This is a genomic window from Streptomyces sp. LUP30 (genome assembly GCF_001746365.1).
Classification (GTDB): domain Bacteria; phylum Actinomycetota; class Actinomycetes; order Streptomycetales; family Streptomycetaceae; genus Streptomyces.
Window position 1 is genome coordinate 1 of sequence record NZ_MJAJ01000069.1, and the last position, 21858, is coordinate 21858.

At 72.2% G+C, this 21858-nt stretch carries 22 protein-coding genes; 9 read left to right on the top strand and 13 right to left on the bottom strand.

The features are described from left to right. A partial coding sequence (locus BG482_RS36080) for a jacalin-like lectin (protein ID WP_256096591.1) occupies positions 1-632 on the top strand: 632 nt, incomplete at its 5' end. A 123-nt stretch (positions 633-755) separates the two neighbouring features. On the opposite strand, the gene BG482_RS36085 is transcribed toward BG482_RS36080, so the two are convergent. The 9 genes from BG482_RS36085 to BG482_RS36125 form a co-directional block, all read right to left on the bottom strand. Continuing rightward, positions 756-1331: a TerD family protein gene (locus BG482_RS36085; protein WP_069773441.1), complete on the bottom strand. Its 576-nt coding sequence runs from the start codon at positions 1329-1331 to the stop codon at positions 756-758. A gap of 341 nt (positions 1332-1672) precedes the next feature. Beyond that, the gene (locus BG482_RS36090; RefSeq protein WP_069773476.1) at positions 1673-2515 is read right to left on the bottom strand and encodes an RNA polymerase sigma factor SigF; all 843 of its coding nucleotides are present in this window, start codon (positions 2513-2515) and stop codon (positions 1673-1675) included. 176 nt (positions 2516-2691) lie between these two features. Next, on the bottom strand, positions 2692-4452 hold the full coding sequence (locus BG482_RS36095; RefSeq protein WP_069773442.1) for a thiamine pyrophosphate-dependent enzyme: 1761 nt from the start codon (positions 4450-4452) through the stop codon (positions 2692-2694). Positions 4453-4465: 13 nt separating this feature from the next. After that, on the bottom strand, positions 4466-6049 hold the full coding sequence (locus BG482_RS36100; RefSeq protein WP_069773443.1) for an FMN-binding glutamate synthase family protein: 1584 nt from the start codon (positions 6047-6049) through the stop codon (positions 4466-4468). A gap of 143 nt (positions 6050-6192) precedes the next feature. Continuing rightward, positions 6193-7326 (bottom strand): NAD(P)/FAD-dependent oxidoreductase, encoded by a 1134-nt coding sequence (locus BG482_RS36105; protein WP_069773444.1) that lies wholly within the window; start codon positions 7324-7326, stop codon positions 6193-6195. A 287-nt stretch (positions 7327-7613) separates the two neighbouring features. Continuing rightward, on the bottom strand, positions 7614-8264 hold the full coding sequence (locus BG482_RS36110) for a sigma-70 family RNA polymerase sigma factor (RefSeq protein WP_176741556.1): 651 nt from the start codon (positions 8262-8264) through the stop codon (positions 7614-7616). A 223-nt stretch (positions 8265-8487) separates the two neighbouring features. After that, positions 8488-9210 (bottom strand): hypothetical protein, encoded by a 723-nt coding sequence (locus tag BG482_RS36115; RefSeq protein WP_069773445.1) that lies wholly within the window; start codon positions 9208-9210, stop codon positions 8488-8490. 208 nt (positions 9211-9418) lie between these two features. Then, entirely contained in the window at positions 9419-10183 is a 765-nt protein-coding gene (locus BG482_RS36120; RefSeq protein WP_069773446.1) for a YcnI family protein, read from the bottom strand. Positions 10184-10226: 43 nt separating this feature from the next. After that, a complete protein-coding gene (locus BG482_RS36125; protein ID WP_069773447.1) occupies positions 10227-10838 on the bottom strand; it encodes a hypothetical protein in 612 nt (203 codons plus the stop codon). Between the two features lie 272 nt (positions 10839-11110). Between BG482_RS36125 and BG482_RS36130 the strand changes: the two genes are divergently transcribed. Continuing rightward, complete coding sequence (locus tag BG482_RS36130) at positions 11111-11662, top strand: phosphatase PAP2 family protein (protein ID WP_069773448.1); 552 nt, start codon at positions 11111-11113, stop codon at positions 11660-11662. Between the two features lie 57 nt (positions 11663-11719). On the opposite strand, the gene BG482_RS36135 is transcribed toward BG482_RS36130, so the two are convergent. Next, positions 11720-12202, bottom strand: a complete 483-nt coding sequence (locus BG482_RS36135; RefSeq protein ID WP_069773478.1) for an ATP-binding protein — start codon at positions 12200-12202, stop codon at positions 11720-11722. A gap of 187 nt (positions 12203-12389) precedes the next feature. Here BG482_RS36135 and BG482_RS36140 point away from each other — a divergent pair, with 187 nt between their 5' ends. Next, on the top strand, positions 12390-12737 hold the full coding sequence (locus BG482_RS36140) for an STAS domain-containing protein (protein WP_079142590.1): 348 nt from the start codon (positions 12390-12392) through the stop codon (positions 12735-12737). A gap of 44 nt (positions 12738-12781) precedes the next feature. Here the strand turns inward: BG482_RS36140 and BG482_RS36145 are convergent, their stop codons facing one another. Together BG482_RS36145 and BG482_RS36150 are read right to left on the bottom strand one after the other, a co-directional pair. Next, on the bottom strand, positions 12782-13975 hold the full coding sequence (locus BG482_RS36145) for a PP2C family protein-serine/threonine phosphatase (RefSeq protein ID WP_069773450.1): 1194 nt from the start codon (positions 13973-13975) through the stop codon (positions 12782-12784). Between the two features lie 126 nt (positions 13976-14101). Next, positions 14102-14533 (bottom strand): MarR family winged helix-turn-helix transcriptional regulator, encoded by a 432-nt coding sequence (locus tag BG482_RS36150; protein ID WP_069773451.1) that lies wholly within the window; start codon positions 14531-14533, stop codon positions 14102-14104. 63 nt (positions 14534-14596) lie between these two features. Between BG482_RS36150 and BG482_RS36155 the strand changes: the two genes are divergently transcribed. After that, positions 14597-15358, top strand: a complete 762-nt coding sequence (locus BG482_RS36155; protein WP_069773452.1) for an alpha/beta fold hydrolase — start codon at positions 14597-14599, stop codon at positions 15356-15358. A 95-nt stretch (positions 15359-15453) separates the two neighbouring features. Here the strand turns inward: BG482_RS36155 and BG482_RS36160 are convergent, their stop codons facing one another. Beyond that, positions 15454-15909: a hypothetical protein gene (locus BG482_RS36160; RefSeq protein ID WP_069773453.1), complete on the bottom strand. Its 456-nt coding sequence runs from the start codon at positions 15907-15909 to the stop codon at positions 15454-15456. A 750-nt stretch (positions 15910-16659) separates the two neighbouring features. Between BG482_RS36160 and BG482_RS36165 the strand changes: the two genes are divergently transcribed. The 5 genes from BG482_RS36165 to BG482_RS44360 all read left to right on the top strand — a co-directional run bounded on the left by BG482_RS36165 (position 16660) and on the right by BG482_RS44360 (position 21709). Further along, complete coding sequence (locus BG482_RS36165) at positions 16660-17652, top strand: helix-turn-helix transcriptional regulator (protein ID WP_069773454.1); 993 nt, start codon at positions 16660-16662, stop codon at positions 17650-17652. 222 nt (positions 17653-17874) lie between these two features. Continuing rightward, complete coding sequence (locus BG482_RS36170) at positions 17875-18927, top strand: AI-2E family transporter (RefSeq protein WP_069773455.1); 1053 nt, start codon at positions 17875-17877, stop codon at positions 18925-18927. Positions 18928-19060: 133 nt separating this feature from the next. Then, positions 19061-19339 carry a GlsB/YeaQ/YmgE family stress response membrane protein gene (locus BG482_RS36175; protein ID WP_069773456.1) on the top strand — a complete coding sequence of 93 codons (279 nt, stop codon included), beginning with the start codon at positions 19061-19063 and terminating at the stop codon, positions 19337-19339. Positions 19340-19545: 206 nt separating this feature from the next. Further along, complete coding sequence (locus BG482_RS36180) at positions 19546-20625, top strand: DUF3533 domain-containing protein (protein WP_069773457.1); 1080 nt, start codon at positions 19546-19548, stop codon at positions 20623-20625. A gap of 223 nt (positions 20626-20848) precedes the next feature. Then, complete coding sequence (locus BG482_RS44360; protein ID WP_069773458.1) at positions 20849-21709, top strand: hypothetical protein; 861 nt, start codon at positions 20849-20851, stop codon at positions 21707-21709. The last annotated feature ends 149 nt before the right edge of the window (positions 21710-21858 follow it).

A 21858-nucleotide genomic window follows, 5' to 3' on the forward strand; every position in this document is an offset into this window, starting at 1 on the left:
ACGCCCTCGTCTGCGACCAGAGCGGCCCCACCGTCCCCAACACCTGCGAAGTCGTCGACAAGGTCCTCTACCGCAGCAGCAGACTCGTCTCACTCGCCGCCACGGCCTACAACAACGAGCACGCCAAGTTCCTCACCGACGGCGGCCTCATGCTCTCCGACCACGACCCGATCACCGTCGGCTTCTCCTGGACCCGCAACCCGGACTACCAGCTCAGCGACCAGTTCGGCGGCCCCCACGGCGACTACTACAACGACATCGACGCCGTACCGGCGGGCGCGCGCCCTGTCAGCCTGTCGCTGCACAGTGGGGCCCGCGTCGACGGCGTCGGCCTGACCCTCGGCAACGGTCAGGTCCTCAGCCACGGCGGCATCGGCGGGACGGTGTCCACCCTGACCCTCGGCAGTGGGGAGTACGTCACCTCCGCACAACTCTGCCAGGGCCAGAAGGACGGCCTCACCCGGATCTTCTACGCCAAGTTCACCACCGACCGGGGGCGCACCCTGGCCGGCGGGACCGTCACCTCCGACTGCGTGACACGCACCGCGCCCGCGGGATGGCAGCTCGCCGGCTTCCACGGCCGCGCCGCAGACGAGCTGGACAAACTCGGCTTCGTCTACACCAAGCGCTGACCCCGCCCCAGCCCGAGCACGGCGACGGCCGGACCCGCCCCTGCGGCACCGCCCGCCCGCCCAGCACGCACATGGCGTGCGGGCGGCGGGGGCCGGGGGGCGGGTCCGGCCGCGGTGGTCGGGTCAGACGTTGACGCCGAAGTCCGCGGCGATGCCCGCCAGTCCGGAGGCATAGCCCTGGCCGACGGCACGGAACTTCCACTCGCCACCGTTGCGGTAGAGCTCGCCGAACACCATGGCCGTCTCCGTCGAGGCGTCCTCGGACAGGTCGTAGCGGGCGATCTCGGCCCCGCCGGCCTGGTTGACGACCCGGATGAAGGCGTTGCGGACCTGGCCGAAGCTCTGTCCGCGGCTCTCGGCGTCGTGGATGGACACCGGGAAGACGATCCGGTCGACCTCGGCGGGCACGGCCGCGAGGTTCACCTTGACGGACTCGTCGTCGCCCTCGCCCTCGCCGGTCAGGTTGTCGCCGGTGTGCTCGACCGAACCGTCGGGGCTGGTCAGGTTGTTGTAGAAGACGAAGTGGCGGTCGGACAGGACCTTGCCGGACGCGTCCAGAAGCAGGGCCGAGGCGTCGAGGTCGTAGTCGGTGCCCGTGGTGGTGCGCACGTCCCACCCCAGGCCGACGAGAACTGCCGTCAGGCCCGGCGCCTCCTTGTTGAGTGAGACGTTGCCGCCCTTGGACAGGGAAACTCCCACGGTGAACTCCTTCGTCGATGCGACAGGTCCGGGCCGTCGCGGCCCGGACCTGAAATCTACATCACTGTAGAAATCGATGAAGGGCCAGTCGCGGCACAGGAGTTGCCGCGACTGGCCCTGCCGACATCGCTCACGCGCCCCCCGGTCCGGCGCGTCGGTACGCCCTGGGGTTCGGCTGCCGCCCGACGAGTGCCGGGACCGAGTCCGTCCTGCCCGAGGCCGGGGGCCCTACGAACACGACCAGCCCCCGTCGGCATCCGGATCCATCCGTCGCCGACGGGGGCATGTTCGTCCCTGACGTGTGCGGTCGCCGCATGTACGGGCGGCGACGCCCGAGTCCGTCACTGAGTGGTGAGCATTCCTTCCCGCAGGCGGGTCAGCATGCGGGTGATCAGGCGGGAGACGTGCATCTGGGAGACGCCGAGACGCTCGCCGATCTCCTTCTGGGTCAGCTCCTCGACGAAGCGCCAGTGGATGATCTGGCGGTCCCGCTCGTCGAGCTCGGCGATCATCGGCGCGAGGGCGTGGAAGTCCTCGACCAGCCCCAGGGCGGCGTCCTCGTCGCCGATGAAGTCCGCGAGCGCGGCCTCGCCGTCCTCGTTGCCGCTGATCGCCGCGTCCAGGGAGGCGGACCGGTAGCCGTTGGAGGCCAGCTGCGCGTCGACGACCTCCTCCTCCGGCAGGCTCATCAGCTCGGACAGTTCCCTGGTGGTCGGCGTCCGGCCCAGCCGGCTCCGCAGTTCCTCATTGGCGCGGGCCAGCTGGACGCGCGCCTCCTGCAGCCGGCGCGGCACGTGCACGGCCCAGGAGGTGTCGCGGAAGAAGCGCTTGATCTCGCCCACGATGTACGGCACGGCGAAGGAGGTGAACTCGACCTCGCGGGTGAGCTCGAACCGGTCGATCGCCTTGATCAGACCGATCATGCCGACCTGGACGATGTCCTCCATCTCTTCCGGTCCGCGGCTGCGGAAGCGGCCGGCAGCGTAGCGGACCAGGGACATGTTCATCTCGATGAGCGTGTTGCGGGCGTACTGGTATTCGGGCGTCCCCTCCTCCAGCACCGTGAGCTGGTCGAAGAACACCTTCGACAACTCCCGCGCGTCCTTCGGCGCCACCTTGGACGGGTCCGCGATCTCCGGAACCTCCACGGTCCGCCCAGCAGCCGGCGCGGTCGTCGTCAACATGATGTGCCCCTCCCTGTCGATCAGCATCGTTCTCGCCGGTCCCTGCTCCGGCAAGGACGCGCTTACCCCGCGATCCGGAGCACATGCCTGCGTCTTGCCGACCGATCATCGGATTCTTTTCCGGATCCCGGGCCCCGGGTCCCGAGCTGCCGGACCCCGTCCCGGGTGGGGCAGGCTCAGTCGTCGCTGTCTCCCCGGCTGCGGACGACCTCCTTCACCTTGGCGACGGCGAAGCCCCAGCCCTGCTCCACGGTCGGCTTGGCCGGGACGGCGATCTCGTCGGGGTTGGTGAGGACGTCCAGCAGCACGGGGCCGGGGGTGTCGAAGGCGCGGCGGACGGCGCTCTCCAGGTCGGCCGGGTCGGTCACGCGGATGCCGGTGATGCCCATGGCCTCGGCGACGGCCGCGAAGTCGGGGTTGTCCAGCACGGTGCCGAACTCGGGAAGACCGGCCTGTTCCTGCTCCAGCTTCACCATGCCGAGCCGGCGGTTGTCGAAGACGACGAGCTTGACGGGGAGGCGGTGCGTCTTGAGCGTCATGAGGTCGCCCAGGAGCATGCTGAGCCCGCCGTCGCCGCAGAACGCCACGACCTGGCGCTCACGGTCCAGGCACTGGGCGCCCAGCGCCTGGGGCATGGCGTTGGCCATGGAGCCGAGGTTGTAGGAGCCGATCAGACGCCGCTCACCGCGCATCTCGACGAAGCGCGAGAGCCACACCGTTGCCATGCCCGTGTCGGAGGTGAAGACGGCGTCGTCGGACGCGATCCGGTCCACGAGGGCGGCCAGCGCCTCCGGACGGATGTCGTGGCTGCGGTTGTCCAGAGCGGAGCGGACGCGGCCCACGAGACCCTTGTCGTGCGACGGATCGGCCAGCCGGGCCTGTCCGGCGCGCCACTTGTCGAAACGTTCGCGGGCCTTCTCCAGGTGCGAGCGGTCGCGCGCGCCCTCGGTCCCGGCGGGCGCGGCGTCGAGCCGGGCCAGGATGTCGCGCACGGTGGCGCCGGTGTCGCCGACGAGCCCCACCTCGACGGGCACCCGACGGCCGATGTGCGCGGCCTCGGTGTCCACCTGGATGACGGTCCGGCCCTCGGGATACCAGTCCCGGTAGGGGAAGTCGGTGCCGAGCAGCAGGAGCGTGTCCGCGTCCTGGAGCGCCGACGCGGCCGCCGGGTTGCCGATCAGGCCCGTCTGACCGACCTGGAAGGGGTTGGCGTCGCCCTCGAAACCGGCCTTGGCCTTCAGGGTGAGGACCATCGGCGCGGCGAGGCGGTCGGCGAGCGCGAGGACGTCCGCACGCGCGCCGCGTGCGCCCTGACCGACGAGCAGTGTGACCCGTTCGGCGCTGTCGAGGAGCTCCACGGCCCGGCCCACGGCGGACTCGTCGGGGCGGCTCAGGGGCGGGTTCAGGGAGAAGCGCGCCGGACGGTCGGCGGTCAGTTCCTGTTCCCCCAGGTCGCCGGGCACGGTCAGCACGGCGACCCCCTTGCGGCCCAGGGCGTTGCGCACCGCCGTCTCCAGCATCTGCGGCAGCTGGTCGGGCGAGGTGATGGTGGCGCGGAAGACGGCCACGTCGCTGAAGAGGGCGTCGTTGTCGACCTCCTGGAAGTAGTCGCTGCCCAGTTCCGCGAGGGGCACCTGGCCGGCGATCGCCAGCACCGGGGTACGGCTCTTCGCCGCGTCGTACAGCCCGTTGAGCAGATGGACGGAACCGGGTCCGACGGTGCCCATGCAGACGCCGAGCGTGTCGCTGAGCTGCGACTGGGCGCTCGCGGCGAACGCCGCCGCCTCCTCGTGCCGACAGCTCACCCACTCCAGTCCCTCGGTGGTGCGGATGGCGTCGGTGACGGGGTTGAGCGCGTCTCCCACGACGCCGAAGACCTGGCGCACACCGAGTTCGCTCAGTGCGTCCACGATGACACGGGCAACGGTACGGGCCACTTGGCACTCCAGTTCAGACGGTGAATCGGTCAGGGTCGGCGGCCTTCCAGTCGGCCGCCCAGGACAGGGGAGGCTCGGCGAGCAGCTGCCCCGGCTCGAGCCACTCGTACAGCTCCGCGTAGGAGCGTTCGGTGTAGGGGTCGATGCGTCGTCGGAGCATGTGCGGACGCAGCTGGGCCGGATCGGTGACACCCATGGAGGCCATGATCTGCAGGGCGCTGGCCACGGTCGCTTCCTGGAAGCGCTGGACGCGCGGCGTCTTGTCGCGGACGTCGAGGGCGCGGGCGCGCCGGGGGTCCTGGGTCGTGACGCCGGTCGGGCAGGTGTTCGTGTGGCAGCGCTGGGCCTGGATGCAGCCGACGGCGAACATCATCGCCCGTGCGGCGTTGCCGTAGTCGGCGCCCTGGACGAGGCGTTTGACCAGATCGGTACCGGTGGCGATCTTGCCGCTCGCGCCGACCTTGACGAGGTCCCGCAGGCCCGTGCCGACCAGGGCGTTGTGGACCGTGAGGAGGCCTTCGGTGAGCGGGGTGCCGACGTGGTCGGCGAACTCCAGCGGCGCCGCGCCGGTGCCGCCCTCGGCGCCGTCCACGATGATGAAGTCGGGAACCGTGCCCTCCTCCAGCATGGCCTTGCACACGGCGAGGAACTGCCGGCGCGACCCGACGCAGAGCTTGAACCCGGTCGGCTTGCCGTCGGCGAGCTCCCGCATGTGCGCGATGAAGCGGACGAGTTCGCGCGGGGTGGAGAAGACCTTGTGGTAGGGCGGTGAGACGACCGTCCGGCCTTGGGGCACGTCCCGGACCCGGGCGATCTCGGCGTTGACCTTGGCCCCCGGCAGGACCCCTCCGATCCCCGGCTTGGCGCCCTGCGACAGTTTCAGGGACACGCACTTGACGTGGTCGTGGGCGGCCTTGTCGGCGAACTCGGACGGGTCGAAGTCGCCGTCCTGGGTGCGGCAGCCGAAGTAGCCGGTGCCGATCTCCCAGACGATGTCGCCCCCAGGACGCAGGTGGTACTCGGAGAGGCCGCCCTCTCCGGTGTCGTGGGCGAAGCCCCCGGCCGCGGCTCCGCCGTTCAGCGCGAGGATCGCGTTGGCCGACAGCGAGCCGAAGCTCATGGCCGACACGTTGAGCAGGGCCATGTCGTAGGGGCGGGTGCAGTCGGGGCCGCCGATGTGCACCCGCGGCGGTGTCTTCGGCACCTCGCGGGGCGCCATCGACGGCACCAGGAACTCGTAGCCGGGCTGGTACACGTCACGCTCGGTGCCGTACGGCTCCTCGGCGGCGGTGCCCTTCGCCCGCTCGTAGACGATGCTGCGCACGTCCCGGTCGAAGGGGCGGCCGTCGTAGTTCCGCTCGATGAAGTACTGCTGGAGTTCCGGACGGATCCGCTCCAGGAGGTAGCGGGCATGGCCCAGGACGGGATAGTTGCGCAGCACCGAGTGGCGGCGCTGCAGCAGGTCCCGGACTCCCAGGAGTCCCAGAAGCAGCAGCGGGACGGCGGCGATGAGCCAGTAGAGCGAGATCCCGACCGCTGCCGCCACGGCCACGAGAGCGACGAGCAGAGTCACAAGAACGATTCCGACGCGTGTCACGTTTCGCACCTTGCCCGCCAGGCGTGTCCCATGCACGTCGCCGCCACCCGAACGGCTCATGAAATGGTCAAGGAACCCGCCGCGGCGCCCGAACCTGCCAGGTCACCGCCCGGCGCGTCCGGCTCACCGGGGGCGCCGCTCGGTCACGCGCTCCGTTCGGCTCCGGCGAACGCGGTGATCAGGCCGTGGGGTGCGTCCTCGCCGAACATGAGCTCGTGCAGGCGGGCGCCGTCGGCGGCCGTCTCGGTGCTCCGGCGGAACATGGCCTGCTCGTAGGCGGTGAGCGCGGCCTCGACGTCGTCGGGATGCCCGGCGAGGGCCTCGCCGAGTTCGGCGCCGTCGTACATGGCCAGATTGGCGCCTTCGCCGTCGGGGGCCGAGACGTGGGCGGCGTCGCCCAGCAGGGTCACGCCGGGCATCCGGTCCCATCGGTGCCCGACGGGCAGCGCGTTGAGGGGCCGCAGGACGGGCGCGGTGTCGCTGTCGGTGATCAGCGCGGTGAGCTCCGGCGCCCAGCCCTGAAACTCCTGTGCGATACGTGCGATCGCCGCGGCGGGGTCGGTGAAGTCGACGGCGGCGAACCACTCCTGCGGTTCGGAGAGCGCCACATAGGTGTGCAGGGTGGCCCCGCTCTCGCGGTGCGCCTGGATCCCCCTGCCCGGGGCGAGCGCGAGCATCGATCCGCCGCCCACGGCCTTCGCGGCGGCAGGGTGCCGGGTGTCGCAGTCGAACAGGTAGGTCTCCACGAACGACCGGCCGAAGTAGCGGGGTGTGGCGGTGGAGAGCAGCGGGCGGACGCGCGACCATGCGCCGTCCGCGCCGACCAGCAGGCTCGTGACGACGGTGGCGCCGTCGGTGAAGGTCACCTCGTGGCGTCCCTCGCCCAGGGAGCGGACGCCGGTCGCCTTGCGGCCCCACCGGACGGCGTCGGCCGGGAGCGAGTCGAGCAGCATCCTCCGCAACTCGCCACGCTGCACCTCGGGGCGTCCGCCGGTGCCGTCGTCGGGCTCCTCGAACAGGACGGTTCCGTCGCGGTCGAGGAGCCGCAGGGCCTGGCGGCCGGGCAGGATGAGGCTGCGGAACCGGTCCGTCAGGCCCGCCGCCCGCAGAGCGAGCTGACCGTTGTGGTCGTGGATGTCGAGCATCCCGCCCTGCGCACGAGCCGTCGGCGATGTCTCCGCCTCGTAGACGGTGGCCCGAATGCCGTGGACGTGCAGGACGCGGGCGAGGACCAGCCCGCCGAGTCCGGCGCCGACGATGGTGACGTCATAGGTCATGGTGATTCCTTACGGGTCGCACGCCCGCCGGACGGCCGCCGGCGGGATCTCCTGCAAGGTTCCAGACCTCGCCGACAGACTGCCGACACAGGACCGACAGCCCCGGCAGACCACCGACACCGCCCGTCCGGGGAACTGTCACCGCAGGTCGCGGCCGCCGTTCCGGCACGAGAGAGCGCCACGGGGCCGGGGCGTCCGGCCCTGAGCGGTGCGCCCCGCAGGACGCAGGCGTCCTCCACGCGGGTGGGCGCGGGGGCTCGTCCCCTCAGGCGGCGATGCCCGCCCCCTCAGGCCGCTGCGCTCGGAGCCCCGCGCCCCTCGGCCTCGTCGAGGAGCACGACGAGGGCCGCGCGGGCCCGTGCGACCCGTGAGCGGATCGTCCCGACCGGGCAGCCGCTGGCCTCGGCCGCCTCCTCGTACGGCAGCCCCGCCAACTGGGTGAGGACGAACGCCTCGCGACGCTCGGCCGGCAGCGCGTCCAGCAGGTCGAGCAGCGCAACGCCGTCGTCGAATCCGGGCAGACCTCCGGGCTGGGCGCGGTCGGCCCAGGTCGTCCAGTCGTCCACGTCGGCCGACCGCGGCCGGGCGGCGGCGCGCCGCAGGCTGTCGACGACCGTGCGGCGCGCGATGGACAGCAGCCAGGTGCGGGCGGACGAGCGCCCCTCGAACCGGTGCAGACTGCCGAGTGCCCGCAGAAAGGTGTCCTGGGCGAGGTCGTCGGCCAGTTGGCGGTCGGCGGAGAGGTAGGTGACATAGCGGACGACGTCCGGATGCAGGGCACGCACGAAGCGGTCGACGGCGTCGGGATCGCCGGCCCGGGCGGCGAGGGCCCAGACGGTCGCCGGATCGTCGGCCGGCGTCGTCGTGGCGGGTCGGTCCGCCGTCACGCACCCCGTGTCGCGCTTCTCGGACGGCAGGGGGAGGACAGGAGTGATCACCTGATGTCCTTCTCGGGTGGTCCGGGACCGAGCCCGCACGGCGCGCCATGCGCGCGAGCGGATGCCGAACACGCCGGACTCGAGGTGCACGCCGGGCGTGGGGCCGCCGGGGAGGGTCCCGGGACGGGAGGGGGAGGGGGCGTGCGCCGTGCACGTCCCGCGCCCGAGGCCTCGGAACCGACCCATGCGGAGTCGGCTCGACGGCCTCGGGGAACCGGCTGTCTCAGATGACAGCGGTCCCGGCCGGAGGCCCTCGAGAGATGATCGTGTGCGTGAGCGTCAGCCGCGGGAGCCGTTCGGCGTGTTCGCGCGTCGGCCGCAGCCCGGACCGGCGTACCGGCACGGGCAGGGCGGTGAGGGGCAGCCGCAGCGGAGCGGCCAGCCACCCGGCGACGGCCCGCAGGAGACGGAACGCGGCGCGCTCGCCGTACGCCAGCCACAGGCCGGTCAGCAGGGCGGCCAGCGTGTGGGCGGCGAGCATGCCCGGCGAGGACATGCCCTCGCCGTGGGCCATGTGACCGAGGTGCCCGGCAGACACGGAGTGCACCGCCTGCCCCATGCCCAAGGAGCCCCCGGACCCCATCGAGCCCATGGCACCCATGGAACCCGAGTCCATCGCGTCCATGGGCATCGAACCCATGGACATGCCGTTCACGCTCTGCGCCGAGGGGCCCGTGCCGGATCCTGACGCCGTCGGCCGGCTCCAGGAGAAGCCCGAGTGCAGCGCCCCCTGTGCCAGGACCACGACGGACACGACCGTCGGGAGCCCGCGTTCACGGCCGGCAAGGGTCCAGCCGACGGCGCTCGTGGCCGCGAAGCCGGCGGACATCGTCCACCACGGCACGGTGGAGCCCGACATCAGGACGTGGCCCAGGGCGGCGAGCAGCACACAGACGGCCGCGAACACCGCGGCCCGTACCGTGCGCACACCCCGCCCAGCAGTCATGACCGCCTCATCCTCGCATCCGGCCACCGCCCGTCACGGGTGGGTACGCACGGAACCCGGCCCTGTCACTCACTCCCCGGAGAGTGATCCAGGACACAGGCCCCCACGGTGACGGCGCTCGTCCCCCCGGCCGTCCCGGCAGCCGGACGAGCGGAGGAGGTCGGTCGGCCCTGCCGTCAGGTGTCCGACGGCGGGGCCGACGACCGGACTACTCCGGCCGGGATCCGGCGGAACGCCCGCTGACGACGGCGAACACCGCGGCCGCCAGGCCCAGCACGCCCACCACCAGTCCGGCGACACCGAGCCCGCGGGCGGTGGAGTCGTCGGCGGACGCGGTGGCCGTGGAACTGCCGGAGCTCTTCGTGGCCGCCGAAGCAGCCGGGGCGGCGCCGTTTTGCGTCGCCCCCTCTGCCGTCCCCTCGGCGGCCTTCGCGGTGAGCTTCAGGACCGGGGCCGGGTTCTCCGGCTCCGCGCCACCGGACTCCGCCTCCTCGATCCAGCGGACGGTCTTGCCGTCGGAGTACGTCTGCAGGGTCTTGAAGGCGAGTTGGCCGGCGTTGTCGGGCAGCTGACCGAAGGCCACGTCGAAGTCCTCGAACTGCCCGGCGCCGATCTTCCCGCCGGTCCAGGTGATCTCGGAGACGGCGTCGGTGATGGTGCCGTCGTCCGTCTTGACCGGCGTCTTGAGCTTCGTGTTCGTGACCTTGGCGGTCCAGCCGTCCCGCGGCGCGACGAGCACGCCGAGCACCGGGTGGTCGGTCGGCAGGAAGACCTGCACCTTCGTGGTGGCGGCCGCGTTCTCCTCGTTGGGGACGCGGAAGGTCAGGACGCCGTCCGTGGCGCCCTTGGCGTAACTCTCGGGGTGCACGGTGACATGCGCCGAGGCGGCGCCGGCCGCGGTGAGGACCGCGACGGCGGCAAGGACGGCGCCGGCGCCGGCGCGGCGCAGGGGGGTGGTGCGAGTCGTGGACATGACTGAGTGGATCTCCGTACTGGGGGACGAGGGACGTCTGGTGTCAGATCGCGTACGACGTCCCCGTCGGCGGCCCCCGCCGGTGCACGGCGTACCGCAGCCTCGTCCGGCGCAGCGGGCGCGTTCCCCCGGTCGCGAGGCGCACGGTACCGGGTGTCCCCCACCCGCCCCGGAAGTCCCTCGCCAGATGCCACCAGGCGGCGAGCCCGGGCACGAAGGCGACCGCCCACCGCAGCAGCGACCACAGCGCGGCCTCACCGCGCCGCAGCCACCAGGTCAGTGCCAGGGCGGCGACGATGTGGGCGGCGCCGGCGTGCGGGGTCAGCGCGTGCGGGCCGAGGGCGTGCGCGGAGGAAGCGGAGGAAGGAGACATCCGCATCCCGTGCATGAGCATCGCGGAGTCCGGCCGGGCGGTGTGGAACGCAAGATGCAGCGCGCCCTGCGACGCCAGCGTGCCCGCGCCGATGCCGACCAGGGACCGCTCCCGACCGCCCAGCAGGCACGCCCCGAGGAAGACCGGCACCGCCCCGACGATCTGCACCCGCGCCGCGGGCGCCACACCGGTGGCCAGCGCGTGGCCCCCCGCCGCGAGCAGCACGCAGAGTGCGGCGAACACGGCCGCGCGCAGGCATCGCACCGCCATGGACGCACTCATGTCGGCAGATGGTGTCATGCCTGCGGGGGACCTCTTCCCGCGCGTGCGCACGCTCATCACCGCCCCCGTAGCCCGTGGTTGGACCCGCCTCCTTCTTACGGGTCGCGCGCGGGAGCCGTTCAGTTCCCTTCGCCACCACGAACCGGGCCGGAGGCGAGGACGGATCGGGGCGCGGCGGGAGCTGCGCGTGGCAGGCGCCGTGCCCGGACGCTGCTGCCGGTGCGGCCCTTTTCGCCGGTGTGACATCGCGTCGTCGGGGATACCTGCAGATCATGAGCGTGACGAGAACACTGCGGGAAACGGACCGGCGGCTGACCCGGCAGGCGGCCTCCCGCATTCCGCCCGGGTTCGGCAAGGTGCTGTCGGCCGTGGAGGAGAGCGCGGAGAGCTCCAAGCTGTGGTGCGGCGCCGCCTTGCTGATGGCGGCGTGCGGCGGGTGGCGGGGGCGGAAGGCCGCCACCGCGGGGCTGACGGCGCTCGCCGTCGCACAGTTCGCCGCCAACGGGCTGTGCAAGCAGCTCGCCGACCGGCCCCGGCCGCCCAAGGAGTGGATCCCGCACGACGAGGCGGAGGACCGGCCCGACTCGTCCTCCTTCCCCTCCGGGCACACCGCCGCCGCAGTCGCCTTCACGGCAGCGGTCGCCCCCTCCCTGCCCCTGGCCGGCGCGTTGTGCGCGGTCCCGGCCGCGCTGGTCGCCGTCGAGCGGGTGCAGAGCGGCGCCCACTACCCGACCGACGTCGTCACCGGCGCCGCCGTCGGACTGGGCAGCGCCTGGGCGGCACGGAACGCCCCGCGCCTGGCGCGCAGGCTCTGGCTGACGTGACGGGCGCGGGCCGGGGGCCGTCGTCCGGGCCGGGCGAGCCCGGCATGAACGACGGTCCTAGCTCAGGGTGCGGGCCGCGGGGGCGCCGGTGCCGGGGGTCTCGGCCAGGGCGATGCGTGCCGTGATGCGCTTGCCGACCGCCTCCTGCTCGACGAAGAGGTCCTCGGTGACGGCCTTGACGATCTCCAGGCCGTGCTGGCCGATACGCCCGGGGTTGGCGGCCCGTGCCGCCGGAACCGTGGGATCGCTGTCCCACACGACGACGTCCACCCTGCCCGCGGTGATGCGCAGTTCCATCAGCACGGGTCCGGGGGCGTACTTGCGGGCGTTGGTGACCAGCTCGCTGACCACCAGTTGAGTAAGATCTCTCACCCGCGACGGCAGGGGAAGGCGATGATCGGAGTGGGCCCGGTCGAGGAAGGCCACGGCGTGGTGGCGGGCGTCGGCGATGCAGCCGTCATCCTCCCCCAGTGCGTAGCCGGCCCGCATCAGGTACTCCTCCGGACCGCTGCAGCCGTCATCGTCGGCATGGGATTCCACGCGTTCGCCCTCACTCCCCCGTTCACGTGCGCCGGTACCCACAACGGCGTCGTTCATGCCAGGGGTGTTGTTCCACGCGTCCGCCCGGGTGCATGCCGCCGTGGCATCGGGGCAGAATTCCGCGCACGCCCGTTTTCCGGGGGCCAGCCTAAGCGCAGTCGAGGGGACAGTGACCGACAACCACCAAATGGACCGGCCGGAACGGCTGTCCGTCCGGCCCGAAGTGGTCGAAGGCGTCCGTGTCGTGCGGGTGAGCGGTGAGATCGACCACGACGTCACGGATGTCCTCGGCCGGGCGCTGACGTCCGAGGACGGCGCGACTCCGCCCCACATCGTGGCCGATCTCAGCGGGGTGACCTTCATGGACTCCAGCGGGATCAACGTCCTGGTCGCCGCCCACCAGCGGGCGAGCGACGCTCAGGGGTGGCTGCGCATCGCCGGCGCACAGGCGCCTGTCTCCCGTGTGCTGCACCTGGTCGGCATCGACCTGCTCATCCCCTGCCGTCCCACCGTCGAGCAGGCCCTGCGCGGGTGATGGCGCTCTGCGTCGCCGCCCGGTGCGGTGCGGTGCGCTTGCCGTCACCGTCTCGGATCCGGTCTGGTGCCGGCCGGTCGGCGACGGTTGCCGTGCCAGTCCAGTATCACGACCGTGGCGTCGTCCCTGAGGCTGCCGTGGCAGGCCTCGATCACGGCGGCCGTCAGACTCTGGACCGCTTCCCGCGGGTGCAGCGCGCGCGTGTCGTGGAGGACCGAGGCCAGGTCGGCGGCCGCGGCACCGCGCTCCTGCATGCCGTCGGTGAGCAGGATCAGGCGGTCGCCGGGGAGCAGTTGCAGCTCCTGCAGGCGATAGGAGGTGGGCGCCGCCACGCCGAACGGCAGGTTGACGGCGAGTCTGACCTCCTCGACGACGCCGTCGCGCAGCCGCAGCGGCCAGGGGTGACCGGCGTTGACCAGTTCGCACAGGCCGGTGTCGAGGTCGACGCAGAGCAACTGCCCGGTGGCCAGGCCGCGGCTGTGGCTCAGCAGGGCCTGGTGGGCGTGCTGGGCCTGCCTGAGCGCGTCACAGCCGCTGCGGCGGGCCCGTCGCAACGCGCCGACCAGCAGGGTTGCCAGCAGGGCCGAGTTCGTGTCGTGACCCATGGCGTCGGTGATGGACAGGTGCAGGGTGTCGCGGTCGAGGGTGTAGTCGTAGGTGTCGCCGCCGATGTCGTCGGCCGGGATCAGCCCTGCGGCGAGCGTGAACTCCTCCGCCTCGCAGCAAGGGGCCGAGGGCAGCAGCTGGTGCTGGATCTCCGCGGCCAGGCTGGTCTCGGTGGTGCGGCGGCCCAGGTGGTACAGGTCGGTGAAGCGCCGGTCGGTGACGATGATGTACGCCAGCGCGTGAGCCGCGTCGCGGACCTGCCGCAGCACGGCGTCGTGCACGGACTGCAGGGTCATCTCCAGCACGCCGATGCAGTCACCGCGGTTGGTGACCGGCGTGATGACGCACTGCCCGCCCTGGTCATCGGCTTCCACGCGCTGGCGTTGGCTGCGCAGGACCTCCTCGTAGACGCTGCCCTGCAGGTCGATCGGCCCGGCATCGTCGGCGACGTCGTCACCGGCCGCGACCAGCCGCACCAGCCGTCGGCCGACGAGATCGGCGAACAGAAAGGACACACGTTCGGCGCCGAACCGCTTCTGCAGATCGTGCGCCACCACGTCGACGGACTCACCGGGCGGGGCCGCCTCCGCAGCGGCCAGCAATTCGCCCAGTTCCAGATCTCCACCCTCCACAGCAACCTCCCATCGGCTGCCGCAACTTCTTCCCCCAATCTCCGCAACGTCACCTGATCTGCCCGTCTTGGCTGGTCGACGGCGTTTCGCGGTAGGCCGGCCAGGCTCGTAGGTCCGGCTGGGCGGTCAGCCGGCCGGGGGTTCGGGCTGCGACTCCTCGATCTTCCGCAGCAGCGCCAGAAGGGTCTGCCGCTCCGCCTCCGTCAGGCCTTCGAAGCACTCCCCGAGCACGGTGTCCGCCACATCGTGGCCCGCGTTCAGCACCCGCTCCCCCTCGGCGGTGAGGTGGTGCTCGATGCGGCGGCCGTGGCCGGGGCGCCGGTCCACCAGGCCCTGTGCCACCAGTCGTCCCGCGAGAGTGCCGAAAGCCTGCTCGCTCTGGAACGTCGCCGCCGCCAGTTGGCGCGCGCTGGCGCCCGGCGTGCGGCCGATCGCCCTGAGGGCGTCCCACTGGGCGAGCGTGCTGCCGATCGACGCGAGGCGACTGTCGAGCGCCCGGTGCTGGCGGTGCTGGACGGCCTTCACGGCCCGTCCGAGGATCTGCAGTTCAACGGCCATGTCCGCCAGGTTAGCACCCTGACTAAACTTGCTTATATAAATATCCTTAGTTATGGTCCGGTCATGACTTCACAACTGACGCTCACCGAATCCGGCCCCGCCGCCGGCCGCCCCGTCCTCGTCCTGCACGGCGGCGGCGGTCCACTCACCGTCGCCCCCGTCGCCGAGCACTTCGCCGCGACCGCACACGCCCTGCTGCCCACCCATCCGGGCTGGAACGGCGCCCCCCGGCCCGCCGACCTCACCACCGTGGGCGACCTCGCCGCCGCCTACCTCCGCCTCCTGCGCGAACGGCGCCTGTCCGACGTCCTGGTGGTGGGCTCCTCCCTCGGCGGCTGGATCGGGGCCGAGTTGGCCGCAGCCGACACGGAGGGGCTGATCAGCGGGCTCGTGCTGGTGAACGCGGTCGGCATCGAGGTCGACGGTGAGCCGGTGCGCGACTTCTTCAGCCTCGACGCACGGGGCGTCGCCGAGCACGCCTACCACGACTCCGAGCGTTTCTACGTGGACCCGGCGACCTTCCCGGCGGAGCGGGTCGCCGGCATCCAGGCCAACATGGCGGCCCTGCGCGTCTTCTCCGGCGGCCCCGCGATGAGCGACCCCACCCTGCGCGCCCGGCTCGCGGCCGTCACCGTCCCGACCCTCGTCGTATGGGGGGAGAGCGACGGCATCGTGACCCCGGCCTACGGCAAGGCCTTCGCGGCCGCGTTCCCCGACGCCCGTTTCGCCACCGTGCCGGAAGCGGGCCACCTGCCCCACCTCGAACAGCCGACACGGACCTTCGCCCTGCTCGACGCCTTCGCCGCGGAGACCGGACGCCACTGAGACCGGACGCCGCCGACCCGGCGGTCGCGCACGGCGGCACGTCGACCTCGGCCGAGGCGGCCGCCGAGGCGGCCGCCGGGGCGTTCCTCAGCGGGTCAGCACGCGTCGTACTTCCAGGCGTCGCCCTCCAACGCCCACGGCTGCGACTGCTGGTCGAACTTGGGCAGCCCCGTCACCTTGTAGGTGGCACGACCCTTCGTCCCGGACACCTCCGCCTGCACGTCGCTCACCGCGTGGTCCGCCCCGTAGTCGGCCGACGCCCGCTTGACGACGGCGGCGTAGGAGCTCTTGGCGACCTTCTTCGCACAGCGGGTGGACAGCATGCTGTACGCGGTGTCCGCGTCGCCGGCGAAGTAGGCGGCGGTGTAGACGGCGACGGCGGCCTGGAGGTCGTCGCCCTGGTGCGCCGCGGGGACGCTGACGGTGGGTTCGGCGACGGGAGTGCCCGAATCGTTGGCGGCCGGGGCGTCGCCGGCGGACGAGGACGAGGAGCAGGCGGTGAGCGCGGCGAGGAGCAGCGCCGCGGTGGCGATGGTGGCGCGGGTGCGCATGGTGTGTCCCCCCTGGACGTGGTGCCGGAGCGAGCATGGTGCCACGGCGCGCCGGGCGGGGGCGCGGGGCGGAGGGGGATCGGTGAAGGCCTGTGACCGGGCCTGCACGGGGATGTGACAGGGGAAGGGGTCCGGCTCGGCGCAGGCCGCCGCCATAACGCGATCAATCCCGCGCCGCTCTGCACGTACCGGCTCACGGACAGGGCGCAGAGCATGCGGTGGTTCGGCAGCGGCAATGGCTCACGGTGCGGCAATTCGACCGGCGCGCACATCGAATGCAGTTCGCCGAGCGCTCATCCCGGTTCGCGGGCGGACTCACGCCCGAAAGCACCGCCGACGGCCTCTTCGGCTGCCGTATGACAGTTTTTCAGCCAACGTGTGACATGGATACCGCGATGCAGGTCACGGGCCAGGGATCAGGCCTGGGCGGAGGCCTCGACGGTTGCCCGGCGGCCCGGCGTTCGAAGCGCCCAGGCCGTCGCATATCCGCTCCGACCTGGCCCGTGGCAGTTCCGCTTGCGCCCCGGGAAGGTCACCACGATGTCCGGCGGGAACTCCCCGCAGCCCGCCCGCCGACGGGAATTCGCTATCTCCGCATCCGGCATGTCCCGACTCCGCGGGGCGGCGAGATACGGGAACAGGCATTTCGATGAACTTCGAAAAGCGGTTTGGGCGAAGGCCGCACGACAAGGCGTAAGCTCGGATCAGCCGCGCGCGACGGGGACGCACGGCGCGAACCGGGGGACAGAAATGACCACCTATTCGAAACTTCAGCTGGGAAATCTTTCCGATCTCCACGTCCATGTCATCCCGCACCCGGGGGCGAGTCTGCTCTCGCTCGTCGCGGACGCGTTCGGCGAGCGGCGGCACGCCGTTCCGCACTCGGCGCGCAGGGCCGTTCGCACAGCCGCTCCGGCGCATGCCGAGGCAACGCTGCGGCCGCTCTTCGCCCCCGAACACCCGGCGATCCCGGACTGTCTGACGCCGACGGGCACCATGTCGCACGAGGGCGCGGCCCGCCACCTGGAACACTTGCAGGACCTGTCGGGTGACGTGCTGCTGGCGGATCTGGAGGCCGAATTCGGCGGCGACGTCCCGCCGCAGTGGCGTCATGTGACCGAGCGCCCGAGGCAGTGGCTGTACGCCTATGCGCAGGTCATGCGGTCGGTGTGGAAGACCGTGCGGCCGGTGTGGACGGCGGCGGGCGGAGCGCTGGGCCGGGAGGCCGAGCGCGTGGGCGGCTCACTGGTGTACGGCCGTCCCGAACTGGCACTGTCCGCGCTCAGCCCGCGCTACCGCCTGGACGGCACGGTGCTGCGACTGCCGGACGAGCACCCCGAGGACTTCGCGCTCCTCGGACGCCGGCTGCTCCTGGTGCCCGTCGCCTCCGGCAGCGACGCCTCGCTGTTCGCCTTCGACGGGCCGGACACCGTCTGGGTGGGCTATCCGCTGCCCGGGCTCGACGCGCTCTGGGCCGGCCGTCCGCCCGAGCCCGGGCGGAACCGTCAGGATCCCGCACAGCTCATCCTGGGGGACGCGAGAGCCGCCATCCTCCGGGCGACCAGCGCGGCCACGCACATGGGAAGCCTGTCGTCGGCGCTGGGCTATGCGCCCGGCACGCTGTCCCACCACTGCGCCCGGCTGGAGAACGCCGGTCTCATCCACCGCCGTCGGCAGGGACAGCACGTCGTGGTCCGTCGCACGCAGCGGGGCAGCGAACTCCTCGACCTGCTCACTCGCTGAGCCCGGAGGCGGACGAACGCCGGGGACGGCGCCTCGCCCTCCCCGGCCACCGCCCGTCGCTCGAGACAGCCGCCCGCTTTCACCCGACCGGTACCGGCCTTCGGGGGAACTCCGCGTCGGGGCCGCGATCGACGTGTCGGCCCGTGGTACGGGCATGGGGTGTCCACACCCCCGGATCAGCCCGCCTCGCCGCCCGGACGCCGAAGCGGCGCGGATCCGCGCGTGCCTGATCCGCGCGTGCCGGGGCCGTTGCGGACGGCGGCCGCGTACGCCTGGCGGATCATCGCCGTCGGCATCGTCGTGCGCGTCGTCTTCTCCGTGCTCGGGCAGTTTCACCAGATCGCCATCGCCGTCTTCCTGGGTCTGGTCATCACCGCGGTGCTGCGCCCCGTGGCCGACTTCCTCGCCCGGTTCACGCCCCGCCCGCTCGCGGTGGCCGCCGCGCTCATCGGCGGCGTCGTCCTGGTCCTGGGTGTGCTGACGCTGGTGGGTGAGTCCGCGGCGGGTCAGCGCAGCGGGCTGCAGAAGGAGTTCGTGACGGGCGTCGACCGGATCGAGCGTCAGCTCGAAGGGCCTCCCCTCCGGATCTCGTCGCACGCGTTCGACGATCTCCAGTCCCGGATCGGCGAGGTGCTGTCGAGCCACCGTTCCGCCCTGTTCAGCACGGCGCTCAGCGGTGCGAGCCGGCTGGTCGAGGTGCTGACCGTGCTCGCCCTGTCCGTCTTCTGCTCGGTCTTCTTCACCCACTCCGGGGACCGGCAGTGGCAGTGGCTGTGCGATCAGTTCCCCGCCGGAGGACGGCGGAACCTCGCGGCGGCGGGCGGAGCCGCCTGGCGGACGTTCACCGGGTACACGCGCGGCATCCTGCTGGTGGCGGCGACCAACGCGTTCCTCGTGGGCATCGCGCTGTTCGCTCTCGGGGTGCCGCTCGCCGTCCCGCTCGCATTACTGGAGTTCCTGGCCGCCTTCGTCCCCCTGATCGGCTCGCCGATCGCCCTGGCGGTCGCGGCCGTGGTCGCCCTGGCGTCGAAGGGGGTGTTCATCGCCCTGCTGGTCGTGGTCCTGATCGTGGTCATCGGCCAGATCGAGGGCCACCTCCTGCACCCCCTCGTGATGAGTTGGGCGGTCCGGTTGCACCCGGTGGTGGTCGCGCTGGCCGTCGTCGGCGGCGCGGTCGCCGCCGGTGTCATCGGCGCCGTGGTCGTCGTACCGCTGGTGGCCGTGGCCTGGTCCGTGTACCAGGCGCTGCGAGGCCCCGTCGACGCGCCGGAATGACGGCGGTTCACCCCGAGCGGCCGGGGATCTTCCGCCGTCCGGTCAAGGACTCAACAAAAGAGACGTTTGTACGGGCGCGGATGGTGCACACGAAAGCTAACACCGTTCTTACAAGACGAAGCGGAGACGCATCATGGGCATCATCGCGTGGATCATCATCGGCCTGCTCGCCGGCGCCATCGCCAAGGCCTTGATGCCGGGCAAGGACCCCGGCGGCATCATCATCACCATGCTCATCGGCATCGCGGGCGGTCTCCTCGGCGGCTGGCTCGGCAAGGTGATCTTCGGCGTCGACTCCATCGACGGGTTCTTCGACCTCTCCACCTGGATCGCCGCGATCGTCGGCTCCTTCATCCTGCTCGCCCTCTACCGCCTCGTCACCGGCAACCGGCACTCGCACCGCCACGCCTGACGCGCGGGCGTCGCACCTCTTTCGGGCATCTGGACGGCTCCCCCCTGTTCGCAGGGCGGGAGCCGCCGCCTTGAACGGCCCTCCGCCGGGCGCCCACGCGGTCGTGGTCGTCGAGGCATCACCGGCGCCGGGCGAAGCGGAGGGTCGGATTCATCTGTCTGTGCGATCATTCGCCCGTGAACGCACCTTCCAGCCCTTCTTCGGGCGTGTCTTCAGCCGAGCACGACGCCAAGTCGCCTGGTTTCGCAGCCGAGTTCAAGGACGCGGTCACGCTACGGGCCTTCGGGCTCGTACTCGGGGGCCTGCTCGTCCAGCTCGCCTTCGTCGTGTCCTACGTCGGGGCCTTCCACTCCCCCACACCGCACCGGATACCCGTCGCGGTCGTCGCGCCGCAGCAGGCGTCCGCGAAGATCGTCGCCCAGCTCGACGCCCTCGCCGGCGCCCCGGTCGACGCGACGGCGGCGCCGAACGCCGCGGCGGCCCGGCAGTGGGTCCTCACGCGCAAGGCGGACGCCGCCTTCCTCTTCGACGCCACGGGCGCCGAGGACACCCTCCTGGTCGCCTCCGCGGGCGGGCCGTCGGTCTCGCAGACCGCCGCACAGATCGCGCAGAAGATCGAGACGGCGCAGAAACGGCAGATCACCGTCACCGACATCCGGCCCCCGAACGCCGGGGACGGGCGCGGCATGACCTCCTTCTACCTCGTGCTGGGCTGGGTGATCGGCGGCTACCTGACTGCGACCATCATGGGCATGGCGGCCGGTTCCCGTCCCGCCAACCGTCAGCGCACCCTGATCCGCCTGGGCGTGCTCGCGCTGTACGCGGCCGTGTCGGGAGTCGCCGGAGCGGCCGTCGTGGGGCCGGTGTTCGACGCGCTCGACGGTCACTTCTGGGCCCTGAGCGGCATCGGCGCCCTGGTCGTCCTCGCCTCGGCGGCTACCGCGCTCGCCCTGCAGACGCTGCTGGGCCTTCTGGGCACCGGCCTGGTCATCCTGCTCTTCGTGGTGCTCGGCAACCCGAGTTCCGGCGGCGTGTACCCGGCGCCGCTGCTCCCCTCGTTCTGGAGCGCGATCGGACAGCTCCTTCCGCCGGGGGCCGGGACGACCCTGGTCCGCAACACGGTCTACTTCTCGGGCCACGCCGTCACGTCCGCGCTCTGGGTGCTCGGCGCGTACGCCGTGGGAGGCGCGGCACTCGCCTGGGCGGCGTCCTGGCGCAACGAACGCCGACCGGCCGCCCCCGCCACGGAACCCGAGTCGCCGCCACAAGCCCTGCCGGCCGGCTGACGACCCAGTACGCGCAGGCAGCGGGCCCGGAACTCCCGGCGGGCGGGCGGCACTTCGGATCTTCGCGGTCCGCGGGCGCGGATCCTCGAGGTGCGCAGGCGCCGCCGGGCTGTCGCCCCGCGCTCCGCCGGCCACGAGCGGCGGACGCTCAACTCATCCATGTGGAACCGGTGTTCGGGTCTCGTGGCGGGCGGCCGCTTGGGGCAGACTGCACCCATGGGGGATGTCCTCAGCGGCGGCCGGGAGTTCGCCGCCGCCGTCGCCGTCCGGCAGCCCCTTCCCCGGCGGCGCGGACGCCGTCGTCGGAGCGGGGCAGACCCCCGGCCTGGTGATCGCGGGACTGTCCCTGCCTCGGGGCGCCACCCTGATCAAGCATGACCGGACCGCGCACGCAGGACCCTGGACCGTGGTCGTACGGCGCGCGGGCGGGTCTCTGGGGCGGCACGGCGCGGTGGTCACGTTCCCCGTGGCGGCGCCGTCCGACGGACGCCCGGTCCGGGTCGGCGACGTCTCGGGGCGGGCCCGCGAGCACGAGATCACCTGCCCCCTCGCGGGCTCGTACGCACGCGTACGCGGGGACCTGCCGCGATCCGGCCTGACCGCCGTCGCCGCGGGCACCGGCGTCGTCTCGGGCCGCCCCGCCGTCGACCCGCCGCCGGGACTCTCCGTCGTCTCCGAGGGAGTCTCCCGCCCGGTCGATCTGCTCGAAGCCCGCTACGGCTCGAAGGCGACCGGTGAGTCCGAGGAACTCTCGGGGGGCCTCACCTTCACCGGCGTCGCCCGGTGCGGCGGCCTCGAAGACGGGTTGTACGCAGCCCCCGTGCGAACGGCGGGGACCGTGCACGGCAAGCCCGCGGTCGTCACGTCCGCCCTCGGCGGCAACGGCGCGCTGGTCTGGGAGCCGGCCCCGGGCGTCGTGGCGTACGTCGGCTACAGCGGAGCGTCGCTGGACGACGGCGCCGTCGCCGCGCTGCGCCGTCTGGCCGCGCGGACCCGTCTGCTGACCCCCGGACAGTGGCGGGCCACCGCGCCTGCCACGAGCGACCAGGACAACGACCTCGACCTGTCGGAACCGTCCGCCTGAGGTCGGGCCGCAGCGGCCCCCTCCCCGATGGTCCTCGTCGGAGACGACACCCGAAGTGGCCCTGCCCGTAAGGGAGTTGCGGGCACGGCCGGAGGGAATCCACGGGCGGGGACAGCGCCGCGGTTCATGGCGGACGTGATGCAATGACC

Excerpts from the sequence above, each read along its gene's own strand:
- BG482_RS36090 (WP_069773476.1), bottom strand. The coding sequence starts at position 2,515 with ATGTTGACGACGACCGCGCCGGCTGCTGGGCGGACCGTGGAGGTTCCG.
- BG482_RS36105 (WP_069773444.1), bottom strand. The coding sequence starts at position 7,326 with ATGACCTATGACGTCACCATCGTCGGCGCCGGACTCGGCGGGCTGGTC.
- BG482_RS36115 (WP_069773445.1), bottom strand. The coding sequence starts at position 9,210 with ATGACTGCTGGGCGGGGTGTGCGCACGGTACGGGCCGCGGTGTTCGCG.
- BG482_RS36120 (WP_069773446.1), bottom strand. The coding sequence starts at position 10,183 with ATGTCCACGACTCGCACCACCCCCCTGCGCCGCGCCGGCGCCGGCGCC.
- BG482_RS36125 (WP_069773447.1), bottom strand. The coding sequence starts at position 10,838 with ATGAGTGCGTCCATGGCGGTGCGATGCCTGCGCGCGGCCGTGTTCGCC.
- BG482_RS36130 (WP_069773448.1), top strand. The coding sequence starts at position 11,111 with ATGAGCGTGACGAGAACACTGCGGGAAACGGACCGGCGGCTGACCCGG.
- BG482_RS36140 (WP_079142590.1), top strand. The coding sequence starts at position 12,390 with ATGGACCGGCCGGAACGGCTGTCCGTCCGGCCCGAAGTGGTCGAAGGC.
- BG482_RS36150 (WP_069773451.1), bottom strand. The coding sequence starts at position 14,533 with ATGGCCGTTGAACTGCAGATCCTCGGACGGGCCGTGAAGGCCGTCCAG.
- BG482_RS36155 (WP_069773452.1), top strand. The coding sequence starts at position 14,597 with ATGACTTCACAACTGACGCTCACCGAATCCGGCCCCGCCGCCGGCCGC.
- BG482_RS36160 (WP_069773453.1), bottom strand. The coding sequence starts at position 15,909 with ATGCGCACCCGCGCCACCATCGCCACCGCGGCGCTGCTCCTCGCCGCG.
- BG482_RS36165 (WP_069773454.1), top strand. The coding sequence starts at position 16,660 with ATGACCACCTATTCGAAACTTCAGCTGGGAAATCTTTCCGATCTCCAC.
- BG482_RS36175 (WP_069773456.1), top strand. The coding sequence starts at position 19,061 with ATGGGCATCATCGCGTGGATCATCATCGGCCTGCTCGCCGGCGCCATC.
- BG482_RS44360 (WP_069773458.1), top strand. The coding sequence starts at position 20,849 with ATGTCCTCAGCGGCGGCCGGGAGTTCGCCGCCGCCGTCGCCGTCCGGC.